The following is a 26,242-nucleotide window of genomic DNA, read 5'->3' as shown; positions in this document are numbered from 1 at the left end:
CTAGCACGTATTTGTACGAACATTGTTATTTGAGCACACCAGGAAGGATGTCATTCAAGTAGCCCCTTTGTTGTCATCTGAGTAGCCCCTTTCTCGTCATCCCGCTACGTGTTAGCGGGATCTCATTTCACTTTATGAGGGTGTCATCCAAGTAGCTGACACTGGTTTCCATCCAAAAGGCCAGTATCATGCGCTAGGAACCCTACTATAAGGAAGCATGAGCAGCTTCTTTCTGTCCATTTGTTAAGACTGCTCCATCAACTTTAGTACTAGGCTTTAACAATGCATATGTAGCACCACCAACTACTAGCGCCGCAGTTGCAACCGCTGCTATTAGTGTAGGTTGTTTAACTGTTCCGGTTGCAGAAAGTGCTATCGCTATTATAGCACCTGATAATGCAGTTGCACTACCGGCAAAAAAACCTTTCATAGTTGCTGATGTAGGTTGTTTTTCCTCTTTAGCTAAATCTCTTGGAGTATGTTCAGCACAATTTTTCATATTAACAGAGACTTTACGTGCTTTTGACGGAGTAACTACATAATCTCTTAGAATAAAAAATAAAGGTGGCATTCCATAGTCATCTTTTATATTAACATTCGCACCGTTTTCTATGAGAGAGTTTACCACGTCTACATGGCCAATTATAAGAGCTAAATGTAAAGGAGTCCAACCATCTTTATCTTGTTCATTAATCTTGATTCCATCTTTTTCCAACAGAGCATCTACTACCTCTTTATAACCATTTTCAGCAGCTAAATGTAAAGGTGTCTTTTCATTCTTATCTTTTATATTAACATCTATCCCTTTTGCTACTATTAAAGCCTTTGTCAAGCCCGTATAGCCCCACTGAGCAGTCAAATGTAATAATGTGAATTCATTATCTCCAACTTCAAATTTATAATTTACATAAAAATCACTCTTTTCCCACTGTTTAAATACCTCTTCATTATTTGCCTTTAGCTCTTCTTTTACTTTTTCAATTACGTTACTTTTATCTAATTTATTATCACTATTAACCGTACTGAATATTTCCCGTTTATTATCACTATTAACCGTACTGAATATTTCCCGCCACTGCTGATAATTTGTTGTCATAACTTTTACTTCTAATCTTAAATAATATATTCAATTACTATATAATTATAATAAGAAATCAATATTTATTTTAAATAAGTGAATAATCAAGCTTAAATACGCTCTTATTGTCTCTTAAATCACAATGTCCGTATAGCTGCGACCCGAGAGCTGCTATCTCTCATCCACTGGAGGTATTGCACAGTGCTGTCTACTTGATCGTCGTGGCGGGTTTCTGGAAATATTAAAATTTCATACTCAAAATCGTTGAGCCATACTGCTTGGTGTGGCAGAAAAACCTTACCAGACTCTATTATTGGAACAATTTGGTAGAATCGAGCAAGTTTACCGCTATGTGGCACTATTTCGATAATGGGTAAATCACTGTTCGCTTTTAGCTCTTGCACCAATTGCTGACCACTCGTTTTTGCTTCGATTAAAATTGCATGTGGCTTCCACCTTGCAGCTAGTGACAGGACTTGCTCTTTAAGTTTTGGATACTCAAGCTTTGCGCGATATACATCGAGTAAATAGAATTTATTGCCCACTTTTGTCCAGGTGGTGCAGACGCTAAAGTTGCTAGAATCGCTTATTGAAACCGCAGTGTCCCAACTTTGAGTTACATATGAGAGATTATCAGGAAAATTTCTATAGCGCTTTAGCCACTCTCGTTTAATTATACCACCTGAAAGTGGTAGAGGGTTTTGTTGATATTGAGCAGCAAAAGCATAGCTCCCAAGTTCAACCTTTATCATCTCAACTTCTTCTTTTCCGCCATAGAGGGGATATAGCAACTGACCTTCTTCTCTTGAATATAATATTATTGCAGGTGCAGCGCATGATGCTGTTGTATTATACAACCGCCTGGTTGCAGTTACTTGGACGACAGGAACAGGAAGCGCTGGCTTTTTGATTGAATAAATGATCTCCTTATTTTCAGATATCATTGGCAAACAAATGTGATGCCATATGTTTTTCGGTTTGGAGAGAAGGTGTCCGGTCAAATCTTCCTGATGTAGCCTGTGCATCACAAGAACGATTACTCCTTTTTTTCTGTCGTTAAGCCTGGTTACTAGAGTCTGATCAAACCAGTTTGTGGCACGCTTTCTAAACATTTCGCTCAAAGCTTGAGCAGAACTGAGCGGATCGTCCACGATGATGAAATCTCCACCTTCACCGGTTAATGTTCCTCCAACGGACGTTGCAATTCTGTATCCTCTCTGCACTGTTTGAAATTTGTACTTGGTATTCTGATCTTTGGATAGTTCTACTTCTGGAAATAGCTTTTTATACCAACCAGATTGCATTACGCACCTTGTATCAAGCGAGTGCTTTTCGCTGAGCAGCCGAGAGTAACTTGCAACTATTATTCTCGCGGTTGGCTGATTTCCCAGTATCCATGCGGGCCACGCAACACTAGCGCACATGGACTTCATTGAACGCGGAGGCATATTGAATATTATTCGCCTCACTTCACCAACGCTCGCTGCTTCTAGCCTATCTGCTATGACTTTTATATATTGATAATCATTATATTCACACCCCGGCACTACCGTTTGAAAGCACAGTTCAATGAATTTTAAAAAGTTGATTTTGTTCATGATATAATGTTGAAAGATGTCATCCAAGTAGCTGACACTGGTTTCCATCCAAGACGGCAGTACCTTCTTCTGTCATCCCAGTACCTTCTTCTGTCATCCTAGTACCTTCTTCTGTCATCCCAGTACCTTCTTCTGTCATCCCAGTGCCTTCTTCTGTCATCCCAGTGCCCTCTTCTTGTCATCCCAGTGCCCAGACACTGGGATGGCTTTGTTGCATCGCTACTTATGAAAGGCTAACTATAGCTAGGATTATAAGCAACCTATTGAAAATCTTGTTTTTTTGCAATCAATCTGATCAAATTTAAGAATAGTAATTTATTATTTATATTAATAAACTTAATTCTATTGAAAATAGCTAAAGCATTGAAATTCTTGAATTTTAGCCGGATTAGTGAGTGGTAGTGAAATTTCTTTTACTCAAATTTAGGTATTCACTGACCGTTCTTGTTATAAATACCAGAATAATAAGCTACTGATATTCTCCATCTTTTTTATCTTTAATCCATCATAGCTAGCGATGCAACAAAGCCCACTGGGATCTAGGAAACTTAACTGCAAGTAATGCATTGGGTTTTGTGAATATGGGTTTTGCGTTATAGAATGAAACACTTTTGGTGAATTTGTAAAGAGAACTAGATCCCAGTGTTAGCTACTTGGATGACAGAAGAAGGTGCTGGGATGACAGGGAAGGCACTGCCGTCTTGGATGGAAACCAGTGTCAGCTACTTGGATGCATCCCACCATGTCATTCCAGTGCTTGGCATTGGAATCTAGTCTTTATTATGCAGCCACTTATTTAAAGTTAAGTTTCCTGGATCCCAGTGGGCTTTGTTGCATAGCACCTTAAGCAGTGATGGTTTACGACAAATTTATGTAATGATTTCAAATTTAGCCATACCAATATCAGTGAATTTGTTGAGCAAATAGCACTTAATTAGTAATTCTTTTTCACGATTTACTTCAGATTTATTCCTAAAGCTAAATCCAAATACTTGCTTCAACCTTGAGAAAAATCCTTCTATGTAAGATCTCTTTCCATAAATTGCTTCCTTTTTCCACTCTTTTACACCATCTTGTCCATATAATTTTATTAACCTAATAGCAGCATTCCTGTCAGACATATAATCTATTTTTGAATGTTCTGCTGCATCCTTTTTTGGTAGAACTTTTGTCTTTATATCGTATTTCTTACACAATTTATAAAGTTTGTGCCTATCGTATGCCCTATCTGCATATAATGCTTTTATTTTGTGCTGAAAATTAACTTCTTCAAGCAAATCGCAAGCTCCATAGTGGTCAGAGTAGACGCCATTACTGTATCTTGCAGCTATAGCTTTTTTACTATTCACACTTAACATAACATGTAACTTTCTTACTTGCTCGTAGCTTCGGTACTTTCTATCTGCACTGTTTTCCTTACTGTGGCCAGGAGTGTTACTGTAAATGCTGATACTTGTGCTATCTATGATAATTTCAATATTTTCCATGTTGCTTTTATCAACCCTGCAATCATTTATCTTAATATTAAGTTTTTTAAACCTTCTTGATGCTTGTGAATAGCTGATAACTGCCAAATTTTTTCCTATTTGTTGCAGATATCCTTTTATAAACCCCACCGTTTGTCTTAACCCAATTCTAAAAAGATTGACAATTATATGCACCAAAATTACGACTTTATCACTGTAAATATAGTTGCCGCCCTGCATTTTTGGACTATTTTCATACCAATTTTCGATAGCTTCATCGATGTAACGAAAAATATTTCCCCTTTTTTCAAGGAATTTGTTATATTCGTTTTGGTTACTGACTTTCATTTTCTGTGGCATATTTTTTCTTCAACAGTTAAATGGTTATTTATAATGAATTTTGTCAGTAGCCACCAGATTTTTTCGGTTGCTATGCAACAAAGCCATCCCAGTGTCACGCACTGGGATGACAAAAAAAGGAGCACTGGTTCACCTTATGACGGTGTCATCCAAATACCTTCCCCTGTCATCCAAGTAGCTAACACTGGGATCTCATTTTACTTTATGACGGTGTCGTCCTAATACCTTCCCCTATCATCCAAGTAGCTAACACTGGGATCTCATTTTACTTTATGATGATGTCATGAAAGTAGCTGACATTGGGTGGGCTTTGTTGCATCGCTAGCTATGATGGATTAAAGATAAAAAAGATGGAGAATATCAGTAGCTTATTATTCTGGTATTTATAACAAGAACGGTCAGTGAATACCTAAATTTGAGTAAAAGAAATTTCACTACCACTCACTAATCCGGCTAAAATTCAAGAATTTCAATGCTTTAGCTATTTTCAATAGAATTAAGTTTATTAATATAAATAATAAATTACTATTCTTAAATTTGATCAGATTGATTGCAAAAAAACAAGATTTTCAATAGGTTGCTTATAATCCTAGCTATAGTTAGCCTTTCATAAGTAGCGATGCAACAAAGCCCATTGGGATCCAGAAGACTTAATTTCAACCAAATAATAAAGGCTAGATCCCAGTGTCTAGGCACTGGGATGACACCTGTAGCCCTACGTCATACCGCCGCGGTATCTCTTAGCATAGATCCCGCTAACAAGTAGCGGGATGACGGTTGTCGGTGAACCTAAGTTACTTTAGCTACAAACGTTAAGAAATTTACCAAACGAAAAAAAAGGCAAAAGAAGCCCTAGTCATTGTCTACTTTCAGTATTGGCGTTTTTTAAGTCTTAAACACTGCAATTTAGCTGCTTTTAAATGCAACTCACCTTTGTTTAAATGTTTAAGAAATTTACTAAGCAGAAAAAAAGGCAAAGAAACCCCGTGTTAGCTAGTTGTCACTCTCTAATCCTGCAAATTGGCGTACTATACTGTCTTAAACGACTTATAAGCGCGTTTCAGCTTGTGTAGGTAAAAACCTAGAAATGTTGTGAAGACATAAGGTGCACATAGTGCAAAAAATCAAAAATAAGGCGCCAACTACGTTGTTTTCTTGCTGTTTAATCTGCACAGATGAAGATAACTGAATACCTTCAGTTTCATGATAAAGGGGCTGGCAGAGTTTGTCAAGGAAGTTTTTGTATTTAATCCGTTTCTATGGCTTATATAATAATTATTATTGTAGTATAATTTAGAATAATGCAATAGATACCTAATGTTTTAGCTATTAATTATATGTTGCACAAAAACACATATTACCATACCATTCCAGTAAGTCGAAAATAAGGAGATTGTCATGAGTTTTACTTTATCTGAATTGCCATATGATAAAACAGCTTTAGAGCCTTACATATCTGCAAAAACCTTAGATTTTCATTATGATAAGCACCATAAAGGATATTTAAATAAACTCAACGAGCTGGTTGAAAATACAGATTATCAACATGTGAAAATTGAGGAAATAATAACAAAAGTGCATGGTAATAGCGATAAAGTTCCCATATTTAATAACGCAGCGCAAGTTTGGAACCACACTTTTTATTGGAATTCAATGAAGAAGAATGGTGGTGGTAAACCTAAAGATGATGGTTTTCTGGCAAAAAAAATTCAAGATGATATCGGTGGTTTTGATAAGTTTTGTGGGGAATTTGCCAATCATGGAGTAAGCCAATTTGGTAGTGGATGGGTATGGTTAGTGCTCGAAAAAGGAAAGCTCAAAATCACCAAAACTCCAAATGCAGATTTGCCATTAATTTATGGCCAAGTTCCATTACTCACTATGGATGTCTGGGAGCACGCCTATTATTTAGATTGTCAAAATCGTAGAATTGACTACATAAAAGTTTTCCTTGACCATTTGATTAATTGGGATTTTGCAGAAGAAAATTTAAAAAAGAATACATAAGATGAATACACCTCAGGTAACAAAATTAGATAATGGTCTGCGCATAATAACTGAGCAGGTGCGTGATGTTGATTCCGTAGCTTTAAGCATACGAGTTGGTGTTGGCAGTAGAGCGGAAAGTGCAAATCAAAATGGAATATCCCATTTTCTAGAACACATGGCTTTCAAAGGAACGAAGACAAGAACTGCGTTTGAAATTGCAAAAGCTTTTGACGACATAGGTGGGGTTTTCAACGCCAGCACCGGTAGGGAAAGCACCACCTATTATGCAAAAGTCCTCAAGAAAGACATAAAAACTGGTATTGATATATTAATAGATATATTGATGAATTCAACATTTCCAGAAGATGAATTGGAACGTGAGAAGGGCGTTGTAATACAAGAGATTTTTCAAACTAATGATTCACCAAGTGACATTGTTTTCGATAAATATTTTGAGGCAGCTTATGAAGATCAACCTTTCGGCAGGTCAATCTTAGGCACGCAAGATACTGTAAAATCTTTTACTCGAGAAGATCTAAATAACTACATAAATGAGCATTACTTTGCCGAGAATATGCTATTTGCCGTTGCAGGAAATGTTGAACATGAAGAAGTTGTTGCATTAACCAAAGATTTTCTCTCAAAGATTCATTCTAAAAAGCTGAAAAAAAGCCAAAATGCGACGAGCTACACTGGTGGTGAGTATTTAGAACATCGTAAATTAGATCAGGTGCACTTGCTAATTGGTCTACCTAGCGTTTCTCGTTATGACGATAAATATCACACGTTTCAAGTGCTTGATTCTATATTAGGGAGCGGAATGTCATCACGTCTGTTCCAGGAAGTAAGGGAAAAGCAGGGATTAGCTTACTCTGTTTATTCATTTAATTCCAGCTACACTGATACAGGGATGTTTTCCATTTTTGCTGGTACAGACAGTAGTAACTTAGATAAGCTTTTAAAATCTATAATGACAGAGTTGAAGAAGTTGTCTACAGATGATCTGAAGGAAGAAGAAGTAAATAGAGTGAAAGAGCGGGTAAAATCCCAAATTTTAATGTCACGCGAAAGTGTGAGCTCACGTGCTGAAACATTGGGGCACTACTACGGTAACTATAATAGGTACATCAGTAAAAATGAATTAATAGAAAAAATTAGTGCAGTTACCACTGCTAACGTAAAAAAAGCAGCAGAAGAATTATTATCTCAGCATGAAAAAGCCACTCTAGCTGCAATTGGAGAAATTAAGTCACTGCCAAGTTACGATAAAGTGGTTTCTATGCTTAAAGCTTAGCGCATTCTATTATATTGATTTGGCTGCTTTACAATATAATTTAGCACAGTGATTAAAGAAGTGTAAGTTGAAACAATGTGCCATGAACCGGATATGCAAGAAATTATACGAATCTTCAACCTCCTCTTTCAATAATATTATTATTTCTATTTTGCGTAACTTTTTCCGTATAATTTTTAGGAGGTACTGGTGGTGCAAGTGGTTTTTTGCTTACAGGGTTTGAGTCTATACCTTTCTTTTGCCGATGATAGTTCCGTGCTTCTTGAACGGTCTGAAATATAGACTCTCCACCATTATAGTTTCCTCTCACAGAGTTTGAGTTTATGTCTTTCTTTTGCGGAGGATAGTTCGATGCCTCTTCACGAGTCTGAAATATAGGCTCCCCATCATTATAGTTTCCTCTCACAGAGTTTGAGTTTATGTCTTTCTTTTGCGGAGGATAGTTCCGTGCTTCTTGAGCGGTTTGATGTGTAGGCTCTCCATCATTATAGTTTGAGTTTATATTTTCCTTTTGCGAACCAGCGTTCAATAATTTCGATATCTCTCGCCCTAGCTGATCACCTTTATAATTATTGTTAAGATCTTTGATTTTCTCCTCACCCAATTCCATTATTCGAATTAGAGAGGTATCAATAAAATCCGTTTTTATTTTGTCAATATCTATCAATTTATTACCATAAATCGTAATTTCACTTTTACCTTTTTCACTATTCACATCATAGCCTTGCTCTTTAACTCCTGTTATTACTTCCTTCTTTAGTAATCTATGAATAGTATTTATTATTTTTTGACCACAATCTTGAAAAAAATCTCTGATTGTATCAAATGCCTTTGATAAGGAGATGGTTTCAGTATGTGCGTATTTTTTACCTAGTGGTGGCTCTTCAGCATTCTGGTGTATAGATTCTATTTGCTGAGGGTCAAGCATCATTGCATGACGTTTTGAGCGTGTTGGGTTTGCTTGTGTTTCAGATGACAACATGCCCTTAATATCTTGTTTTTTATTCTCACCATCAGCAACCATACCATCACTTGATTTCCTTTTTTTAGGAAGTAATGGTGGTCGATTTTCATTGTTCCGATATATAGGTTCTTTTGGTACCGTTTCAGACAATGATCTCTGAATATCTTGAAGATTTTGGTATATAGGTTCTTCTTTCTTCAAATTTTCATAAATTGGTTCTTGTACCAAGTTAGCATTGACAAACTCCTGTACCCTTTCTAGATAATTAGCATCTCCTACCATTTTACCATTTCTGTTCATAGGTACTTGTGCACCTTCAAATTTAATGTTTTTTATATCTTGAAGACTAAGTCCATTTTCTTCAAGCCATTCCTCTCTTTTACTCATTGATGCAACAAACTCATTAATCTTCTGAATATTTTTTACATCATCATCAACTAACATTACATTTTTTGGCAACTCACCATGTTTATCCTTGTACTCCACGATTGCCTTACAGATATGCAAATTCTTTCCAACTTTACTTTGTTGCTCTCTCACATCTGACCTTGGCAACTGGGTATCATAATCTGCTGGAAATCCGCCAAATACAGAAATACTGTCTGCTTGTTCTTTAGATAAGCCCAAATGATTTTCTACAACCCTTTTTACAGCATTTGGATATCCTGTATATGATGCAATATTCACTTCTATTCCGTTTGAAAGTGCAGACTGTAATGTAGATTTCAGCCCCTCTTCATTTTTTATTCCGTCTGTATTTTTTAGAAAATTTCCTATATCAGTATCGTTCACTGCATATTCTGCACCAGAATTGAAATCACTTTTTTTGAACCCGGAGTGTTTACCGGAGAAAATATTATGCATGTGTCCATTAGTAATAGTGTTATCAAAATCAAATATTAATAGGGTATTATTTCCTTTAGCCATATCTTCACCTCTAATCCTTACAAATCATACGGGTAGAGACTAACATTAATAGATTAATTATTTATTATAACCTTTCTAATTAATAGTGTGATAAATAAAGTAAATATAACAAGAAGTAAAAATCAACGGCATAAAGAAAAGACTTAAAGAAAGGCCAAATCAAAGTGCAATGGTATTTCACTAATCCAATTATTTTTCTCTTGATCTAGCCTATCATCCAATATTGCCTGCCTTATAGATGCCATTAACTTATTCATGAAGAAAACGTTATGAATGGTAACGAGTGTGTAAGCCAGGAGCTCTTTAGCTTTCAGTAAATGGTGTATATAAGCTCTTGAATGCTTTCTGCAGGTAAAACATAAGCAGTCACTTTCAATTGGGTTATTGTCCAGCTCGAATTGTTGATTTCGCAAATTAATATGCTCTTTGCACTTTGAAGAAATAGAATCTCTATTTTTTACTTTAATAAGCGCACCACCATGCCTTGCTAAACGGGTTGGATGCACGCAATCAAACGTATCAATTCCAAGACTAACTCCGCGAAAGATGTCCACAATTCCACCAATACCAAGCAAATGAGTAGGCCTATCTTTTTTCAGATGGTCCATAGTGAAAGAAACTACATCGTACATCTGCTCTTTACTTTGACCAAGTGATCCACCTATTGCTTGACCAAAAAATGGCAAATCGTTAATAAAATTACAACTTTCTCTACGTAAATCTTGATATACTCCGCCTTGACTAATTCCATACAGTGCCTGCTTGCCATTATTGTTTTTTTCAAATTCATTTAAAGAACGTTCAGCCCATTTGCGGCTCATGAGCATTGATTTTGCTGTGTATTCTTTGCTTATGTGAAATGGAGTACATTCATCTAAGACTAAGACTAAATCTGCACCTAGTTTCTGTTGAATTTGTATAGACTTTTCAGGAGTCAAGCAATAAGTTTTACCATTAATGTAAGAACGAAAAATTGCCCCATCCTCATTAATTTTGATCAGAGTTTTTTGTTTTTTTCTTATTCCTTTTATCTCTTCCGAAACTGATCCGTGCCCTAAGCTAAATATCTGGTATCCACCAGAATCAGTGAGCATTGGTCCACTCCATCCCATCATCTTGTGCAAACCACCAAGCTTTGCTACGGTATCTTCCCCTGGTTGGAGCATTAGGTGATAGGTGTTGGAAAGTATTATCTGAGTACCTGCTTCACTAATTCTCTCGATATCTGCAGCTTTAATTGCAGCTTTTGTTGCACAGAATATAAAAGCTGGTGTTTCTACGCTTCCATTTGGAGTTTTAATTGTTCCAACTTTTGCAGAACCTGATTGCTTGATTATCTTGAATGCAAATTCTTCTTTCATCTATTTGCCTGAAAGTTCTGTTATGATGTTTTCTACTTTCTCAGGAGTAAGATTTTCATAGAAGTCATTATTGATCTGCACAACGGGAGCATTAACGCATGCACCTAGGCATTCAACTTCTTTTAAAGTGAACAAATTATCTTTAGTAGTCTCACCGATATTGATTCCAAGTTTTTTTTTAAAGGTATTTAAAACTTCTTCACTATTGCACAACCAGCAAGGAGTTGTTCTACAAATTTGTATTAGATATTTGCCTACTGGTTTTAAATTATACATGGTGTAAAAATTTGCCACTTCATATACACGAATATGTGGAATATGCAGCATATCAGCAACATAACGCATAGCAGATTCAGAAACCCATCCGCATTGCTCTTGAACCAGGTATAGTAAAGGCATGACAGCACTACCTTCTCTACCTTTGGGATACATCTCTATAAACTTTTCCGCTTTCTTAAGGTTTTCTGATGTAAAACTAAACTGCTCTTTTTTTTCTATCATTCATGAGACTCGTGTAAACTTTACAGATTATACCTGTAGAACCAATGATTGCAATTGTTGGTTTTTTGAGAAATAGCATTTTGCAGTATCATACTACCCACACTGCCCAACTTGTAAATTCTTTTGGCTTGGCCATAGGATGGCTTTGTTGCATAGCACCTTAAGCAGTGATGGTTTACGACAAATTTATGTAATGATTTCAAATTTAGCCATACCAATATCAGTGAATTTGTTGAGCAAATAGCACTTAATTAGTAATTCTTTTTCACGATTTACTTCAGATTTATTCCTAAAGCTAAATCCAAATACTTGCTTCAACCTTGAGAAAAATCCTTCTATGTAAGATCTCTTTCCATAAATTGCTTCCTTTTTCCACTCTTTTACACCATCTTGTCCATATAATTTTATTAACCTAATAGCAGCATTCCTGTCAGACATATAATCTATTTTTGAATGTTCTGCTGCATCCTTTTTTGGTAGAACTTTTGTCTTTATATCGTATTTCTTACACAATTTATAAAGTTTGTGCCTATCGTATGCCCTATCTGCATATAATGCTTTTATTTTGTGCTGAAAATTAACTTCTTCAAGCAAATCGCAAGCTCCATAGTGGTCAGAGTAGACGCCATTACTGTATCTTGCAGCTATAGCTTTTTTACTATTCACACTTAACATAACATGTAACTTTCTTACTTGCTCGTAGCTTCGGTACTTTCTATCTGCACTGTTTTCCTTACTGTGGCCAGGAGTGTTACTGTAAATGCTGATACTTGTGCTATCTATGATAATTTCAATATTTTCCATGTTGCTTTTATCAACCCTGCAATCATTTATCTTAATATTAAGTTTTTTAAACCTTCTTGATGCTTGTGAATAGCTGATAACTGCCAAATTTTTTCCTATTTGTTGCAGATATCCTTTTATAAACCCCACCGTTTGTCTTAACCCAATTCTAAAAAGATTGACAATTATATGCACCAAAATTACGACTTTATCACTGTAAATATAGTTGCCGCCCTGCATTTTTGGACTATTTTCATACCAATTTTCGATAGCTTCATCGATGTAACGAAAAATATTTCCCCTTTTTTCAAGGAATTTGTTATATTCGTTTTGGTTACTGACTTTCATTTTCTGTGGCATATTTTTTCTTCAACAGTTAAATGGTTATTTATAATGAATTTTGTCAGTAGCCACCAGATTTTTTCGGTTGCTATGCAACAAAGCCCCATAGGATCCAGTTAAAAAATCTGATCATGCGCTAACTTCAATTGTTTCATAAGTTTGTTTTAGTAAATCTCAATTATTTTAGCTACAGCTAACTACTTTAAAAAAATGCTTAAGAAATTATAGTATATTATTTATAAATACACTATCCTTGACATTTATTATAAATGTTGTGTATAATAAACTATATTTATTAAAAAGAAACTGGTGAAGAGAAATTTAAAAATTTTCTCACATCACTAGATAAAGAAAATCTTCAAAAGCATGCCACAACTATTTACAGAAATTACGAACAAAGTTACAATGAAAAGTATTTCATGTACAACAAAATTGGTTCTGGTGCAGTAGTAATAGGATCTTGTGCTCTCATTCTGCTATCTCGATATTTCGATCTAAGAGAAAAAGTGCAAAAACCACTTGAATACATGGCACTTGCAGCAATTGTTATCTTTGGAGTTGGATTTCTATACTCACTTTATCAAGAACATGAATATAAAGCCTCCAACAAAAAGGGAGAATATGTATCAGATCACGAAAAACATAAGGAGCTTCCTGAGGTTCAAACAATTATAGATGAGCTAAAGGCAGAAGCCCTATTAGGGAGTAAAAAAGAAATTTAGCCAAAACTTAAGATTCCGCTACTTGTTAGCGGAATCTGCATAAGACATAACGAATAAAAATTTACCTTTAAATATAGATTATAGGGTTTTGAGAACTCCACCTTCCTTTCATCTATAAAACTTCTTAGCCATTTTCGAGCCTATACTTACTTTTTAGTATAAAATAAAGACGTTAATTTTTTAATTTTAGTTAAAATTTTCATTGACATTAACACACAGGAGTAATCATAATAGCATTTTATTAATATTTTAAATAAAATTATGTCTATATTAGGAAGATTGCTCGGGATCAACTCAAATACACCGGAAGTTAAAGAAGCGGTAGGTTTTAACCCAGCAAACGTAGGGTTGATTGAAGGAGATGGAGTCGCTTATGGACTTAGCTATCAAGATAATGGTAATGGGAGCAGTAAAGTAAAATTACTTATTAGTCCATTATATCAATCAAAAACATACGAATGGGGTACAAATGTCAGCGTAGTAAATGAATTCAAAGATCAATTGTCTCTCACATTAATAGAAGATTCAGCTGAAACAGATAAAGTTGGAGTTATCTTTCCTACAGAAGAAATTAACAAAAAAGAAAAATGCATCAAAGGCTTAACATTCAACACTTACGAAATCAAGCATTCAATTAATGTTCCCTTAGTTGAATACATAGGAAAAGTAAAATTATACAAGAACATTAATAGAGATAGTCTTGCAAATGAAGACAATAGTTACTTTCAACCAAAAGCAGTAAAAGTTGGTAATGGTAATGTTATTGTAATTGCTCATAACTTAAAGGATCAAACTTTAGTTTCTTGGTATTTACAATCAGACACAAATGGAAAATTTAAGGTTTTGCGTGAAAAAAACGGTCTTATAGAAAGAAAATTATTCAAATTTGATAATCCAGGGCAATTAGTACTAGATGAAAATACGATACTTTATTCGCAAGTGAGAAAAAATAGTATTGAAAATCAAGAAGTAAGAACAAATATTTTTAAGTTCGATATGGCTAAAGTGGTTAAGGATCTAAAAAGTGGCAAGAAAGATGAATGTTTGCTTAGCAAGAGATGTCAGATAGATAATAAAGCACTATCTCTTTCCAGAGAATATGAAATAAGCTTTTTGCAGTATGTAAAGCGAACTGAAGGCAATGATCTAGTTGCCTTTCTTGCAGAAGACCGGTTGTCTGATAAACAAACGTTACATTTAACAAGTCTTGTTAAGAATGGATCAAAATCGAACTTTACTATTTGCGAATTTGCAGATTCTATAGAGCAATTGTACGTTAAAGACAATGGTCAAGACAGTTTTATTGTAACTGCAATAAGTGAAGAAAACATCGCAATTTTCAATCATCAAAGATTTGAAAAACCTTCTAAGGTAACAATAATACCGGCAAGTAGTATCAAAACTCTCAGTGATTTTGTTGATATCATTAACGGTCGATTGACACCTGATATCATTTCTAGTAGTACCGTGGCTCCTGTAACTATTACAGAAACGGTTGTGACTTCTAAGAAAACGCTGACTGCTGCAATTACTAGCACAACAGAAACCGACACTGTAAAGACTACCAAATTAACAACAGAAGCATCAACTACCGTTGCACCTACTTCTACAATAAGTAAACCTTCAACAGAGTCAACGACTCAAACAAGTACAGTAACAGTGGAGCCCACAACAGAAGCCGTTGCACCTACTTCTACAATGAATAAACCTTCAACGGAGTCAACGACTCAAACAAGTACAGTAACAGTGGAGCCCACAACAGAAGCCGTTACACCTACTTCTACAATGAATAAACCTTCAACGGAGTCAACGACTCAAACAAGTACAGTAACAGTGGAGCCCACAACAGAAGCCGTTACACCTACTTCTACAATGAGTAAACCTTCAACGACTCGAACAAGTACAGTAACAATGGAGCCAACAACAGAAGCCGTTACACCTACTTCTACAATGAATAAACCTTCAACGACTCAAACAAGTACAGTAACAGTGAAGCCAACAACAGTAGCAAAAACAACTACTACTTCACAAGTGACCACGGTTGCTACAACGTCAACTAGTGTGCCAATAATAAACTCAGAGAAAACTATACAAACAGTATTTAGTATACCAAGTACTAGAACAAAAGAGTCAACAACTCCTATATTTACCACGACTTTACTTCCTCAACCTACTTCTTCACCACAGCCTACTCAACTTGCTATAGGGTCTAATAGGGCAGGAATGATAGGAGGATCTTTGATTGGAACAATAGGTATTGCTGGAATTATAGGATTTATAGCATATAAATGTATTAAGAAATATCACGGTTATTATAATGCTGCTCATGTGTTAGAATTAGCTGATTTGGAATCGCATTCAAATAGCAGCAATGAAGAAATTTTTTTCACCCATAGCAGAACAAGCAGTGATAATAACATATCTATACAAACTACGTATCAATCTGAAACAATGCTAGACAGTATATCGGTAGAAAGTAGTAGTAGGTCAAGAAGTAGCTCATCGTCTTCAGGCGGTGGACCAAGCTCTTGACTGACTGAAGCGGAGTCTAAAAGTGAAAAAAGCTTATCTTGGGATAGCGATGATGTGCCGGAATATCACCTTTAGCTATTTGTCTGAATGTTTTTAATATGTAGACTGTTAGGAAATTGTCTTTTGCTTTTGTGATTTTCATGTTAAAGCATAATTCCTGGGTGAAATAAGTAGCTGCTGTTGTGTGATAAACATAGCAGAGGAAAGTCCGGGCTCCAAGGAAAAATAGTGACGGGTAACGCCCGCCGGAGGCAACTCCAGTTATAGGGCTACAGAAAATTACCGCCTAAAATATTTTAGGTAAGGGTGAAAAGGTGTGGTAAGAGCACACCATGGCAATGGCAACATTGGTAGTCGAGTAACCAACACTAGGAGCAAGATTAAATAGAAGTAGATTTTATGTTTTTCTCATATCTACTCGGGTAAATCGCATGAGGTAAATGGTAACATTTACTCCAGATAAATAGCTACATAAACAGAACTCGGCTTATATTTCACCTAGGCGTCACATGATACGTGCGATATAAGCCATGCTATATTTAAGTGTAGGCATTTCATGCGTTGTCCTTCACTTGTTCTGCTTGATAGCCATCACTACTTTCGCCTACATTAACATTAGAATATTCTTCATCATCAATATACTCTTTCAGAACATACCCTCTGCCCCAAACGGTTTCTATGTGGCTTTTTCCATCATTTGCACTTTCAAGTTTCTTACGTAATTTGCACATAAAAACATCAACTATCTTGTTATCTGAAGGTTCATCCAAGCCATTGTAAAGATGATTTAAGAACATTTCTTTTGTTAGTACTGTTCCTTTACGCAGTGCTAGCAATTCTATCATAGAATACTCTTTATTAGTAAGGTGAACCGTTTTACCTTTCACCTCAACAATCCTGTGATCAAAATTGATATTTATATTACCAATCTTTATCACCGATTCAGGATGGCCTTTAGTACGACGCACTATGGCCTTAATTCGAGCTAATAACTCGCTTTTATGAAATGGCTTGGTTAAGTAATCATCTGCACCATACCCAAGCCCTTTAGCTTTGTGATTGACAGCGGATATACATGAAAGTATTAAGACAGGAACTTTGATTTTTGCACTTCTTAGTCTTAACAATATATCATATCCGTCAATATCACCAGGCAAGTGTATATCTAAAATAACTAGGTCATAGTAATCTCCGTTTGAGGAAACCATATTATTGTTATAATCTTGTGCAGAAGTAACAACGTCACAGAAGTGTCCATCAGAAGTTAAGGCATTAACCACAGTCTTTGCACTTACTTGATCATCTTCGATTAATAATATACGCATATTTTACACCCCATAAATAATTTATAATTTTAGTAATATATATAACTAAGGAAAGTAATAAATCAAATTTTTATTAACAAATGATCAAAATTACACTTATTAATTAATAATAAATATATTGTTCCAAAGTTATATAAATAGATCTAAAATATAATAGATATACCATGGTAGTAATAATATTTTTAGTAAATATTGAATTAAAGTTACTATTATTAAAAGAATACTTCGGTTAATAAATATTTAACTATTCTATATGTCTGTGTTATATTTTTAATTTACTTATCCTACTGTTTTAAAGTATAAGTAATACTTTCAGGAATATTGTGTGGCAATATCAATTTTAGGTGCTGGTGCATGGGGTACAGCAATCGCAATTTCACTCAGTAGTAAGAAAGATGTGATTTTGTGGACTCGCAATGAAACTACATTTGAATCAATCAACGGGAAAAGAGAAAGTGACAAGCTACCCGGTTGTCGAATTTCTGATAATGTGTCAGTAAAATTGGCTATTGAAGACACAACTAATGCTTCAGTAACAATCCTCGCTGTTCCCACTCAATCTCTGAGGGAGGTATGTCAGCAATTGCATAATTGTAATCTGAAAAAAGATGTAGCAATAATTTTAGCTTGTAAGGGAATAGAAAAGTCTACATTAAAATTACCTAGTGAAATAGTAAATGAAGTTTTACCTAACAATCCTATTGCTATTTTTTCAGGCCCTAGTTTTGCTGTAGAAGTTGCAAGAAAATTACCCTATTCAATGGTTCTTGCATGCCGAAATAACATATTGGGTTCAAAGCTAGTATCAGAACTACAGCAAGAAAATGTTAAATTACGCCTTAGTAGCGATGTTATAGGGATACAGGTTTGTGCAGCGTTAAAGAACGTTTTTGCTATAGCGTGTGGGATTGTTCTAGGTAGTAAACTTGGGTTTAATGCTCATGCAGCATTGATTACGAAAAGTGTAAGCGAAATTAAGGCTTTATACTCAGCAAAAGTTGGTAACGGTAATGTGGATATAAATACACTACTTGGACCGGCATGTCTGGGTGACCTAATTATGACATGCACATCCTTGAATTCAAGAAACCTATCTTTTGGGTTTAAAATAGGTAATAGTGACAATGGCTTTAATGTTCAGCAGATTTTGTCAGAAGGCAAGTCAGTGATTGAAGGTTTTAGCACTGCTGAGCCCATATTTAATTTAGCAAGAAAGCTAAAGATAAAAATGCCTATATGTGAAGCGGTCTATAGATTATTGTATGAAAGCGCCTCTATAGAGGATACTATTTCTGTTCTTGTAAATTAGTTTTGTACTTTGGTGTATTGTGAAATTTTTATATAAATTGATATCAACATGGTGGCTGTCTGGCACAGTAAAAAAAATGCCAGGTACCGTAGGCAGCTTAGCTTCTTATCCAATTGTTCCTGTGATACTGAGTGACAGAATTTTAGGTGCAGCAATTATTTTTTTTTTATTTTTGATTGGACTATGGTCTATAGGCAATTATATAAAACACTACAAGACTTCATGTGATCCAAAAGAGGTAGTAATTGACGAAGTAGTTGGTCAATTGCTGACAATACTTTTAGTTTCGATATTGTTAAGCCAAGAGATGAATTGCTCTTCATTGTTGTTGTGCTTTTTTTCTTTTAGGTTTTTTGATATAATAAAAACGTGGCCTATAAATTTGATCGATAAAAATACCAAAGGTCCTTTAGGTGTTATGCTAGATGACATTATAGCTGCAATTTTAGCCTGTGTTCTTATAGGAGCCTTTTATTGTTTATTGTTGATGTATGCAGGATAAAAAAATTTATTATTCAAGCTTAATTGTTCAAAATTTAAAGGATTATATACTGTACACAGCAAATTTATCTGAGTGGGAAGTACACGATGAATTTGATAACGTTACATTTACAATAAATGGTACTAGGGAGTCATTATTTAATTTTGTGTTCTGTGGAGATCAATGTACCGAGCTTTCTATACAAAAAACTCTAGATTATCTCAGAACAAGAGATATAGAAGCAACATGGGTAATAAATTCACATATGAAAATAAGAGATATTTTAGAAAAGTGTGAAATAAAACACGTTAGCACACCAAAAAAAGCTTTACTTAATATGAAAAATTACTTTTTACCTGCTGATGTTATTCCAAACTTGAGGTTAAATGCTGTAAATGGTAGCGACCTCTTAGAACAGTTAGATTTACACACTTCTAAAATTTTTTATCATGGCGTTGGAATTGTCAGCACATTTTTTCGCGGATTATCAAATTATGATGATAAAAACTCAAGATTAAGATTTTTTCTTGTAACACTAAATAGTGAAATTATTGGGACATGCGGTCTTTATGTTCAAGACAGTGTAGCTGGTTTTTATAGTGATGGAGTTTTACCAATTTACAGGAATCGTGGAATAGGTACCCAAATGGTTTTAGAAAGAATAAAGATAGCTAAACAGCTTGAATGCAAATATATAGTAGCACATTGTATGAAACCTTCTGTAAACCTTTATAAGAGATTGGGCTTTCAGATGTTAGGCAATCTTTACTTATATAACTCTTCAGCATAATTCTGAGCGGTTACAAATTTTTACATTTGTTTTAAAAGTGCTATGTTTTTTTTGTATGAAGTGGTTTTAATATTGATTCTAATATTATTCTTTCTCTCTTATTCTAAATTAAAAATTAGTAATAAGATTAAGAACTTACAACATCGAAATGTTATCATAAATAATTTAATTGATACTGTGAATGATGGGTTTTATATTTGGGATGCAAAAAAGCGTATAGAAAAGTTCTCTCCCAACTTACTAATTTTGCTTAATACTGTTTTTTACTCATTTAATGAGTTTGTGAATTTTTTTGAGCAATCAGACAGTTTAATTAAAAATTTTGCTGAGGCAAAGGAAATAAATAAATCTTTTACTCTAGATTTAAAGTCAAAGGACAGTGAGGTTTATTGCATATGTTATGGTAGAAGCATAATAGATGATTCTAACAATGTGATTGGTGTGCTGTTATGGATAAGGAATGTCTCAGACTGTAAAATAAAAGCTCACGGACTTGAGCTAGAAAATAGTAAGCTTACACAAGAAGTGGAGAGCTATAAAAATGTTTTCAACTCTTTACCATTTCCAATACTAAAATATAACAAGAATAGAAAGGTAGAATTTTATAATTTGTTTTATGATAAATATGTAGATGGCTCTAAGAAATTTGCTATTACCAGTAGCGCTCATAGCACAAAACCAGGAAGGCATGTCGTAACTTACAAGAACGAACCTAAGGTTTTCAATTTTGTTAAAATTCCAATACAAGGTTCTGGTAGCATAGTAATGTATGGGAAAGATGTTAGTGATGCAGAGAAATTATATACTGAATTAAACAGTTATTTAGCTACACAGAAAAATTTGCTTGAGAGGTTGCCGGTTGCTATAGTAATATATAGTAAGAATCAAAAGCTAAAATTTTATAATAATGCTTTCATAAAAACCTTTCAATTTGACCCAAAATTTTTGGCATCTTACCCAACTTATCATGAAGTTATGCTTTACCTCTTCGAATCTAAAAAGCTTTTAGAAAAAGAGGATTTTCAAACTATTAGTAACCAAAGACATGAGTTATTCAAAAAATTATTTGCATCGTATGATGATACGATGCATTTCACGAATGGAAAAGCGTTCAGGGTATTAACAATACCCTACGCTTCGGAAGGTTTGCTGTTCTCTTACGAAGAATGCAAAAGATGATACTTAAACTCCTTCTTTCTCTACCATGAGCTGTTTTACTTTCGCTATTGCTCTTGCTGGATTAAGTCCTTTAGGACAAGTTTTTGTGCAATTCATTATTGTATGACAACGATACAACTTGAATGGGTCGTTTAAAACATCAAGTCTTTCACCTGTCTTATTATCACGGCTGTCAGCAATCCATCTGTAGGCTTGTAATAGTATTGCTGGTCCTAAAAATTTATCACTATTCCACCAGTAGCTTGGGCAACCAGTCGAACAGCAAGCACATAATATACAGTCGGACAAGCCATCTAATTTTTTTCTATCTTCAGGAGATTGAGAGTATTCTTTATTTGGTAGGGCAGGCTTATCTGCTTGTAACCAAGGTTTAATTGATTTGTATTGCTCATAAAATTGGCTCAAGTCCGAGACTAGGTCCTTTATCACATACATGTGAGGTAATGGATATATTTTTACATCACCTTTTATATCGTGTATAGATCTAGTACATGCAAGAGTATTGGTTCCGTCAATATTCATGGCACAAGATCCACATATGCCTTCTCTACAAGAACGTCTGAAAGTTAAAGTCGAATCTATTTCATCCTTTATTTTTATTAATGCATCAAGTACCATAGGGCCACAACTATCCATATCAATAAAAAATGTGTCTATTCTAGGGTTTTTCTCGTCATCAGCAGACCAACGGTAAATTTGAAATCTTCTGATGTTTTTTGCTCTAGCAGGAATAGGATAAATTTTGCCCTTTTGATTAATTTTAGAATTCTTTGGCAAAGAAAACTGAACCATATCACTTACCTTTTATTGTTTATAGCTAAAACCCTTTGTAGATAACATATTTTATTATCATCTACTATATTTTTATTAAATTCCTTTTAAATCGCGCACATATTGTAGCCAAGCGAAGCTAAAATTTCTCTTTCTAGATTTTTCATTATAATTTCTTCATCTTTTTTTTGGTGATCATGACCAAGTAAATGCAGTAATCCATGCACTAACATGTGTGCAATGTGAGCAAGAATAGGTATACAATACTCATGCGATTCTCTTTTTATTGTGTCTATTGAAATTGCTATGTCTCCTAAATCGCACTCATTAGACAATTGTTCACACGGAAATGATAGTACGTTAGTTGGCTTATCCATTTCTCTAAATTTTAAATTAAGTTGATGTAGCAAGTCATCATCAGCCAGAGCTATTGATATATTTGGTTTATAGTGGTCTATTTTTAATTCTTTTAGAGAAGCATTGATGACACCTAATACAAAATTTTTAGGATTTTCTATAATGCTGCACCATTTCTTGTCAAGAATATTTACTTCTAACATTCACTCATCCTTATTACTTCATTCCATTCAATTTCCGAAACTGGGGCAATTGATAAACGTGGTTGTTTTAATATAGACATATTTTTCAAAAGTGGGTTTTGTTTTATATTATTTAACGTTACTTGGTTATTTAAAGGTTTCAAAAACTTTACATTCACTAATCCGAACTTGGGATCATTAATATGATAATACTCTTTAAATACTTCAACGATTCCAAGTATTGCTTTCTCTTTACCTGTATGATAAAAAAACGCAAGATCGCTTACTTTCATAATTTTCATGTAATTTTGAGCTTGATAATTGCGCACGCCATCCCACTCAACTACCTGCTCCTTTTCCATTTTTTGCCATGAATATTCACTTGGCTCTGACTTGAGTAGCCAAAGTTGCATTATTTTTTTCTTCTTAAATAAGCCGGTATATCATAAACATTGCTGCCCCATTTAGCTCCTTCGCTTACCTGTTCAGTTGGTTTTGTTTCCAGTGTTTTATCTTGCGTACTTTCACTGTGACTATAGGGCCACTTAAATTTCTCTTTCTCTGAGTCTTCGCTCTGACTTATAGGTGAAGTTTCTGACTTATTATTGCGACCATCAATGCCAGTTGCAAGAACAGAAACTCTAACTCTTCCCTCCATCGCTTGATCAAAAGTAGCACCAAATATTATATTTGCATTTTCATCTACTTCTTCACGCACTCTATTGGCTGCAGCATCAACTTCAAACAGAGTCATATCTCCGCCACCAGTAATGTTAATTAATATTCCTTGCGCACCTTTCATTGATACATTGTCAAGCAATGGATTGGATATTGCAGCTTCCGCAGCACTAATTGCTCTATCTTCTCCTTCTGCCTCTCCGGTGCCGATCATCGCTTTGCCCATCTCGCTCATTACTGTTTCTATATCAGCGAAGTCAAGATTAATAAGCCCTGGCATGACCATCAAGTCAGTTACTCCTCTGATGCCAATATGCAGAACATTATCAGCAAGTTTAAATGCATCAGAAAATGTAGTTTTTTCATTTGCAATTCTAAATAAATTCTGATTTGGAATGACAATAAGTGTATCCACGTATTTTTGCAGTTCTTCAAGTCCAAGCTCTGCAATGCGCATGCGGCGCACACCTTCAAAACCGAACGGTTTAGTTACAACTCCAACAGTCAATATCTTTTTTTCTTTTGGCGCTCTATCCTTAACTGCAGCTCTTGCTTCTCTGGCTGCTTTTGCAATTACCGGTGCTGCACCGGTTCCAGTACCACCGCCCATTCCTGCTGTGATGAAAAGCATATGACTATCTTTTATATGCTCCATAATTTCATCGATTGATTCTTCTGCTGCACCTTTGCCAACATCAGGCAAAGCACCAGCACCAAGACCCTTAGTTAAATTAATGCCAAGCTGAATTTTTTTATCACATAACGACTTTTCTAGTGCTTGAGCGTCGGTATTTGCGACAACAAAATTCACTCCTTGCAAATTAGATTGGATCATGTTATTCACAGCATTTCCACCAGCACCACCCACTCCCACAACGGTAATCCTTGGGTGTAATATAGGTAACTCCGGCAGACTAAGATCAATAGACATTTAAATTACTCAAATTTAGCGAATTCACTTGATAGTAAGTTACCGCTTTTTTAATAATATGCAAATACTTTTCACTTCTATAGGCGTAAACAGTAAACGGGATTTACTTATTCTTAATATTTATACTAATAAGTGCTATTTTATAATTACTAGATTTTTGGATGATATTACTTCAAAAAAAAATAGAAAATGTTTACAAAAAGGGACAGAAACCTATCCCTTTTTGTTTTGTTGAAGTTATTATACAGTTTGTCCTTTTCCTTCCCATGCTTCAACCACAACATCTTTTAATTTTGAGGCAACTTGATATGTTCCATAAAGAACAGCAGCTGCAGCAATTGCCATTATGGCACCTGCAACTATCTGACCAGCAACACCTGTTCCGATAAATCCAGGTAATGAAGCAGCTATTGCTTGATTTGTCCCAACAAAGTAGCTGGCAGTCTTAGCAAGAAACCCAGAAGCTTCTGCTGCACTAACAAAGCCTGCTTTCATATGCATTGCTGTAAAGACAACACTTGCAACTGCAAGCAGAAATAATGCTGTTCTTAACTTATTATTCTTAATATGCTGACCAAGCCCACCAGCAGCACCTGTAATTCCCCAGTGTTCATTATCAGGGTCTTTATATCCCTCTAAAATAGCGCGAAAAACACTATCTCCTTGTTTGTAATTATATTTTGTTAATGCCATAACTCTACTCCTTAAATAGAATGTTAAAACTTCATTAAGGGCAGTATATAATGAAACAAATTGTCTGTCAAGTAAACTAATTTTTTAATATATCCTTATTCTGTAATTCAGCGCTTCAGCAATGTGTGCTCTTTTTACTTCTTCACTTTTTGCAAGATCTGCAATGGTTCTTGCAACTTTTAATACGCGTGTGTAGCCTCGATTGGAAATGTAATTTTCTTTCAGTACGTATTTTAGCAATTCTAACCCTGCCTGATCTGGTTCAGTAAATTTATTAAATGCTTCACCGCTTACTTCTGCGTTACAACGAACATTCAATTTACTATAACGCTCAGTTTGAACTTTTCTTGCTGCTATCACTCTTTCTCTTATGATTTTAGTACTTTCTCCCTCCACAGAGATTTCAGGAGAGAGTATGCTAACGTTTGGCATTTCAATGCATATGTCTATTCTATCAAGCAATGGTCCTGATATTTTGTTTTTATAATCTGTGCCACACTTTGGAGCTTTGTTGCACGATCTACTTGCATCGCCCAAGTAACCACATCTGCAGGGGTTCATCGCAGCAATCAGTTGAAAATTTGCAGGGTAGGTTATGTGAGCATTTGCCCTTGCAACGGTAACTTTTCTATCTTCAAGTGGTTGGCGCAGAGAATCAAGCACAAGTCTTGGAAATTCAGGTAGCTCATCAAGGAATAACACGCCATTGTGAGCCATAGTGATTTCTCCAGGTTTTGCATTCTTTCCTCCCCCTATCATTGCTGGCATAGAGCATGAATGATGAGGTTCACGAAAGGGACGAGTTACTTTGAATATTTCATTACCAGTTTTTGTTATGCTGGAAATAATATTAACATCAATCATCTCCTGTTCGGTCAAATCAGGCAGCAACCCTATAAAGCGCTTAGCAAGCATTGATTTTCCAGTACCAGGAGGGCCAACAAGAAGCATATTATGCCCACCTGCTGCTGCAATTTCAGCTGCTCTTTTTGCAACAACTTGGCCTTTGATATCCTTCATATCGGGAACCAATCTTTTTTCTTTGGGTGCATCACTATAATTAAAAATTACTGGCTGAATTAATTGCTCACCCTTAAAGTGTCTGATAATATCAGTTAATTTCTCTATAGCTAGAATTGAAACATTCTTTACCCATGAAGCCTCTACTCCATTTCCCCTTGGGCAAATTACTCCTTTATTTGCCTTTTTTGCATTGATTGCTGTTGGCAGCACTCCTGAAACTGGAATAACTCTGCCATCAAGAGCCAGTTCACCCATGATTATATAAGACTGAACTTTTTCAACTGGTATCACATTCATTACAACAAGTAGTCCAATAGCAATAGCCAAGTCATAATGACTACCTTCTTTCAGCAAATCCGCAGGGGAGAGATTAACTGTAATTCTTTTTGGAGGTAGTAGTAGATTGATTGAATTTAACGCTGCTCTGATGCGCTCCTTGGATTCCGCAACAGTTTTATCCGGCAATCCAACAATATTAAAAGCTGGAATACCATTTGCCATATGAATTTGTGCATTGACATTTACTGTGCTAATTCCCTGAAGCTCAACGGTATTTATATTTGCAATCATAATATATTATATAAAATTGTTAATATAATATATTAA

28 protein-coding genes and 1 other RNA gene are annotated in these 26,242 nt (G+C 35.1%); 12 read left to right on the top strand and 17 right to left on the bottom strand.

The window, feature by feature from the left end; all coding sequences use genetic code 11:
- Positions 1–205: 205 nt before the first annotated feature.
- From OOK92_RS02055 to OOK92_RS02045, 3 genes are all read right to left on the bottom strand, one after another.
- Positions 206–1,096, bottom strand: coding sequence for an ankyrin repeat domain-containing protein (locus OOK92_RS02055; RefSeq protein WP_264736084.1), 891 nt, complete (start codon positions 1,094–1,096; stop codon positions 206–208).
- Between the two features lie 119 nt (positions 1,097–1,215).
- Positions 1,216–2,676 carry a phage terminase large subunit gene (gene terL / locus OOK92_RS02050; protein WP_264736083.1) on the bottom strand — a complete coding sequence of 487 codons (1,461 nt, stop codon included), beginning with the start codon at positions 2,674–2,676 and terminating at the stop codon, positions 1,216–1,218.
- A 19-nt stretch (positions 2,677–2,695) separates the two neighbouring features.
- Positions 2,696–2,836, bottom strand: a complete 141-nt coding sequence (locus OOK92_RS02045) for a hypothetical protein (protein ID WP_264736081.1) — start codon at positions 2,834–2,836, stop codon at positions 2,696–2,698.
- 4 nt (positions 2,837–2,840) lie between these two features.
- On the opposite strand from OOK92_RS02045, the gene OOK92_RS02040 reads away from it, so the two are divergent.
- Positions 2,841–2,981, top strand: a complete 141-nt coding sequence (locus tag OOK92_RS02040; RefSeq protein ID WP_264736079.1) for a hypothetical protein — start codon at positions 2,841–2,843, stop codon at positions 2,979–2,981.
- A gap of 142 nt (positions 2,982–3,123) precedes the next feature.
- Here the strand turns inward: OOK92_RS02040 and OOK92_RS02035 are convergent, their stop codons facing one another.
- Positions 3,124–3,285, bottom strand: coding sequence for a hypothetical protein (locus OOK92_RS02035; protein ID WP_264736078.1), 162 nt, complete (start codon positions 3,283–3,285; stop codon positions 3,124–3,126).
- A gap of 33 nt (positions 3,286–3,318) precedes the next feature.
- Between OOK92_RS02035 and OOK92_RS02030 the strand changes: the two genes are divergently transcribed.
- Complete coding sequence (locus tag OOK92_RS02030; protein WP_264736077.1) at positions 3,319–3,450, top strand: hypothetical protein; 132 nt, start codon at positions 3,319–3,321, stop codon at positions 3,448–3,450.
- A 95-nt stretch (positions 3,451–3,545) separates the two neighbouring features.
- Here OOK92_RS02030 and OOK92_RS02025 read toward each other — a convergent pair whose 3' ends face one another.
- On the bottom strand, positions 3,546–4,502 hold the full coding sequence (locus OOK92_RS02025) for an IS5 family transposase (protein ID WP_264735368.1): 957 nt from the start codon (positions 4,500–4,502) through the stop codon (positions 3,546–3,548).
- Positions 4,487–4,627 carry a hypothetical protein gene (locus tag OOK92_RS02020; RefSeq protein WP_264735918.1) on the bottom strand — a complete coding sequence of 47 codons (141 nt, stop codon included), beginning with the start codon at positions 4,625–4,627 and terminating at the stop codon, positions 4,487–4,489. The genes OOK92_RS02025 and OOK92_RS02020 overlap by 16 nt, the downstream gene beginning before the upstream one ends.
- Before the next feature lie 494 nt (positions 4,628–5,121).
- On the opposite strand from OOK92_RS02020, the gene OOK92_RS02015 reads away from it, so the two are divergent.
- From OOK92_RS02015 to OOK92_RS02005, 3 genes are all read left to right on the top strand, one after another.
- Positions 5,122–5,268, top strand: a complete 147-nt coding sequence (locus OOK92_RS02015) for a hypothetical protein (RefSeq protein ID WP_264736076.1) — start codon at positions 5,122–5,124, stop codon at positions 5,266–5,268.
- A gap of 632 nt (positions 5,269–5,900) precedes the next feature.
- On the top strand, positions 5,901–6,509 hold the full coding sequence (locus OOK92_RS02010) for a superoxide dismutase (RefSeq protein WP_264736075.1): 609 nt from the start codon (positions 5,901–5,903) through the stop codon (positions 6,507–6,509).
- Between the two features lies 1 nt (position 6,510).
- Entirely contained in the window at positions 6,511–7,785 is a 1,275-nt protein-coding gene (locus OOK92_RS02005; RefSeq protein WP_264736074.1) for a M16 family metallopeptidase, read from the top strand.
- 115 nt (positions 7,786–7,900) lie between these two features.
- Here OOK92_RS02005 and OOK92_RS02000 read toward each other — a convergent pair whose 3' ends face one another.
- From OOK92_RS02000 to OOK92_RS01985, 4 genes are all read right to left on the bottom strand, one after another.
- Positions 7,901–9,676 carry a hypothetical protein gene (locus OOK92_RS02000; RefSeq protein WP_264736073.1) on the bottom strand — a complete coding sequence of 592 codons (1,776 nt, stop codon included), beginning with the start codon at positions 9,674–9,676 and terminating at the stop codon, positions 7,901–7,903.
- Positions 9,677–9,819: 143 nt separating this feature from the next.
- Positions 9,820–11,037 carry a tRNA guanosine(34) transglycosylase Tgt gene (tgt, locus tag OOK92_RS01995; RefSeq protein WP_264736072.1) on the bottom strand — a complete coding sequence of 406 codons (1,218 nt, stop codon included), beginning with the start codon at positions 11,035–11,037 and terminating at the stop codon, positions 9,820–9,822.
- A complete protein-coding gene (gene nuoE / locus OOK92_RS01990; protein ID WP_253309317.1) occupies positions 11,038–11,538 on the bottom strand; it encodes an NADH-quinone oxidoreductase subunit NuoE in 501 nt (166 codons plus the stop codon). It lies immediately after the preceding gene.
- Positions 11,539–11,724: 186 nt separating this feature from the next.
- Positions 11,725–12,681 (bottom strand): IS5 family transposase, encoded by a 957-nt coding sequence (locus OOK92_RS01985; protein ID WP_264735368.1) that lies wholly within the window; start codon positions 12,679–12,681, stop codon positions 11,725–11,727.
- 401 nt (positions 12,682–13,082) lie between these two features.
- Here OOK92_RS01985 and OOK92_RS01980 point away from each other — a divergent pair, with 401 nt between their 5' ends.
- From OOK92_RS01980 to rnpB, 3 genes are all read left to right on the top strand, one after another.
- Positions 13,083–13,385, top strand: coding sequence for a hypothetical protein (locus OOK92_RS01980; protein WP_264736071.1), 303 nt, complete (start codon positions 13,083–13,085; stop codon positions 13,383–13,385).
- A 261-nt stretch (positions 13,386–13,646) separates the two neighbouring features.
- Positions 13,647–15,917, top strand: a complete 2,271-nt coding sequence (locus tag OOK92_RS01975; RefSeq protein ID WP_264736070.1) for a hypothetical protein — start codon at positions 13,647–13,649, stop codon at positions 15,915–15,917.
- A gap of 158 nt (positions 15,918–16,075) precedes the next feature.
- Positions 16,076–16,422: RNase P RNA component class A (rnpB, locus tag OOK92_RS01970), an RNA gene on the top strand.
- A 49-nt stretch (positions 16,423–16,471) separates the two neighbouring features.
- On the opposite strand, the gene OOK92_RS01965 is transcribed toward rnpB, so the two are convergent.
- Positions 16,472–17,242 carry a response regulator transcription factor gene (locus OOK92_RS01965; RefSeq protein WP_096616586.1) on the bottom strand — a complete coding sequence of 257 codons (771 nt, stop codon included), beginning with the start codon at positions 17,240–17,242 and terminating at the stop codon, positions 16,472–16,474.
- A gap of 325 nt (positions 17,243–17,567) precedes the next feature.
- On the opposite strand from OOK92_RS01965, the gene OOK92_RS01960 reads away from it, so the two are divergent.
- From OOK92_RS01960 to OOK92_RS01945, 4 genes are read left to right on the top strand one after another with little or no spacing between them, the layout of a single operon-like run.
- Positions 17,568–18,551 (top strand): NAD(P)H-dependent glycerol-3-phosphate dehydrogenase, encoded by a 984-nt coding sequence (locus OOK92_RS01960; protein WP_264736069.1) that lies wholly within the window; start codon positions 17,568–17,570, stop codon positions 18,549–18,551.
- A gap of 19 nt (positions 18,552–18,570) precedes the next feature.
- Positions 18,571–19,053, top strand: coding sequence for a phosphatidylglycerophosphatase A family protein (locus OOK92_RS01955; RefSeq protein WP_264731620.1), 483 nt, complete (start codon positions 18,571–18,573; stop codon positions 19,051–19,053).
- Positions 19,043–19,822: a GNAT family N-acetyltransferase gene (locus tag OOK92_RS01950; RefSeq protein WP_253309312.1), complete on the top strand. Its 780-nt coding sequence runs from the start codon at positions 19,043–19,045 to the stop codon at positions 19,820–19,822. The genes OOK92_RS01955 and OOK92_RS01950 overlap by 11 nt, the downstream gene beginning before the upstream one ends.
- 42 nt (positions 19,823–19,864) lie before the next feature.
- Positions 19,865–21,001 (top strand): transcriptional regulator, encoded by a 1,137-nt coding sequence (locus OOK92_RS01945; RefSeq protein WP_264736068.1) that lies wholly within the window; start codon positions 19,865–19,867, stop codon positions 20,999–21,001.
- 3 nt (positions 21,002–21,004) lie between these two features.
- Here OOK92_RS01945 and OOK92_RS01940 read toward each other — a convergent pair whose 3' ends face one another.
- From OOK92_RS01940 to OOK92_RS01915, 6 genes are all read right to left on the bottom strand, one after another.
- Positions 21,005–21,793, bottom strand: a complete 789-nt coding sequence (locus OOK92_RS01940; RefSeq protein ID WP_253309311.1) for a succinate dehydrogenase iron-sulfur subunit — start codon at positions 21,791–21,793, stop codon at positions 21,005–21,007.
- An 86-nt stretch (positions 21,794–21,879) separates the two neighbouring features.
- Positions 21,880–22,332, bottom strand: coding sequence for an rRNA maturation RNase YbeY (gene ybeY / locus OOK92_RS01935; RefSeq protein WP_253309310.1), 453 nt, complete (start codon positions 22,330–22,332; stop codon positions 21,880–21,882).
- Positions 22,326–22,724 carry an EVE domain-containing protein gene (locus tag OOK92_RS01930; protein ID WP_253309309.1) on the bottom strand — a complete coding sequence of 133 codons (399 nt, stop codon included), beginning with the start codon at positions 22,722–22,724 and terminating at the stop codon, positions 22,326–22,328. The genes ybeY and OOK92_RS01930 overlap by 7 nt, the downstream gene beginning before the upstream one ends.
- Positions 22,724–23,920, bottom strand: coding sequence for a cell division protein FtsZ (gene ftsZ, locus OOK92_RS01925; protein WP_253309308.1), 1,197 nt, complete (start codon positions 23,918–23,920; stop codon positions 22,724–22,726). The genes OOK92_RS01930 and ftsZ overlap by 1 nt, the downstream gene beginning before the upstream one ends.
- Positions 23,921–24,160: 240 nt before the next feature.
- Positions 24,161–24,613 carry a hypothetical protein gene (locus tag OOK92_RS01920; RefSeq protein WP_264736067.1) on the bottom strand — a complete coding sequence of 151 codons (453 nt, stop codon included), beginning with the start codon at positions 24,611–24,613 and terminating at the stop codon, positions 24,161–24,163.
- Positions 24,614–24,697: 84 nt separating this feature from the next.
- Positions 24,698–26,206: a YifB family Mg chelatase-like AAA ATPase gene (locus OOK92_RS01915; RefSeq protein WP_264736066.1), complete on the bottom strand. Its 1,509-nt coding sequence runs from the start codon at positions 26,204–26,206 to the stop codon at positions 24,698–24,700.
- Between the last annotated feature and the right edge of the window lie 36 nt (positions 26,207–26,242).

Source organism: Wolbachia endosymbiont (group A) of Rhinocyllus conicus, from assembly GCF_947250775.1.
Classification (GTDB): domain Bacteria; phylum Pseudomonadota; class Alphaproteobacteria; order Rickettsiales; family Anaplasmataceae; genus Wolbachia.
Note: the sequence above shows the minus strand (reverse complement) of the source record. Positions and strands in the feature narration are given on the sequence as shown.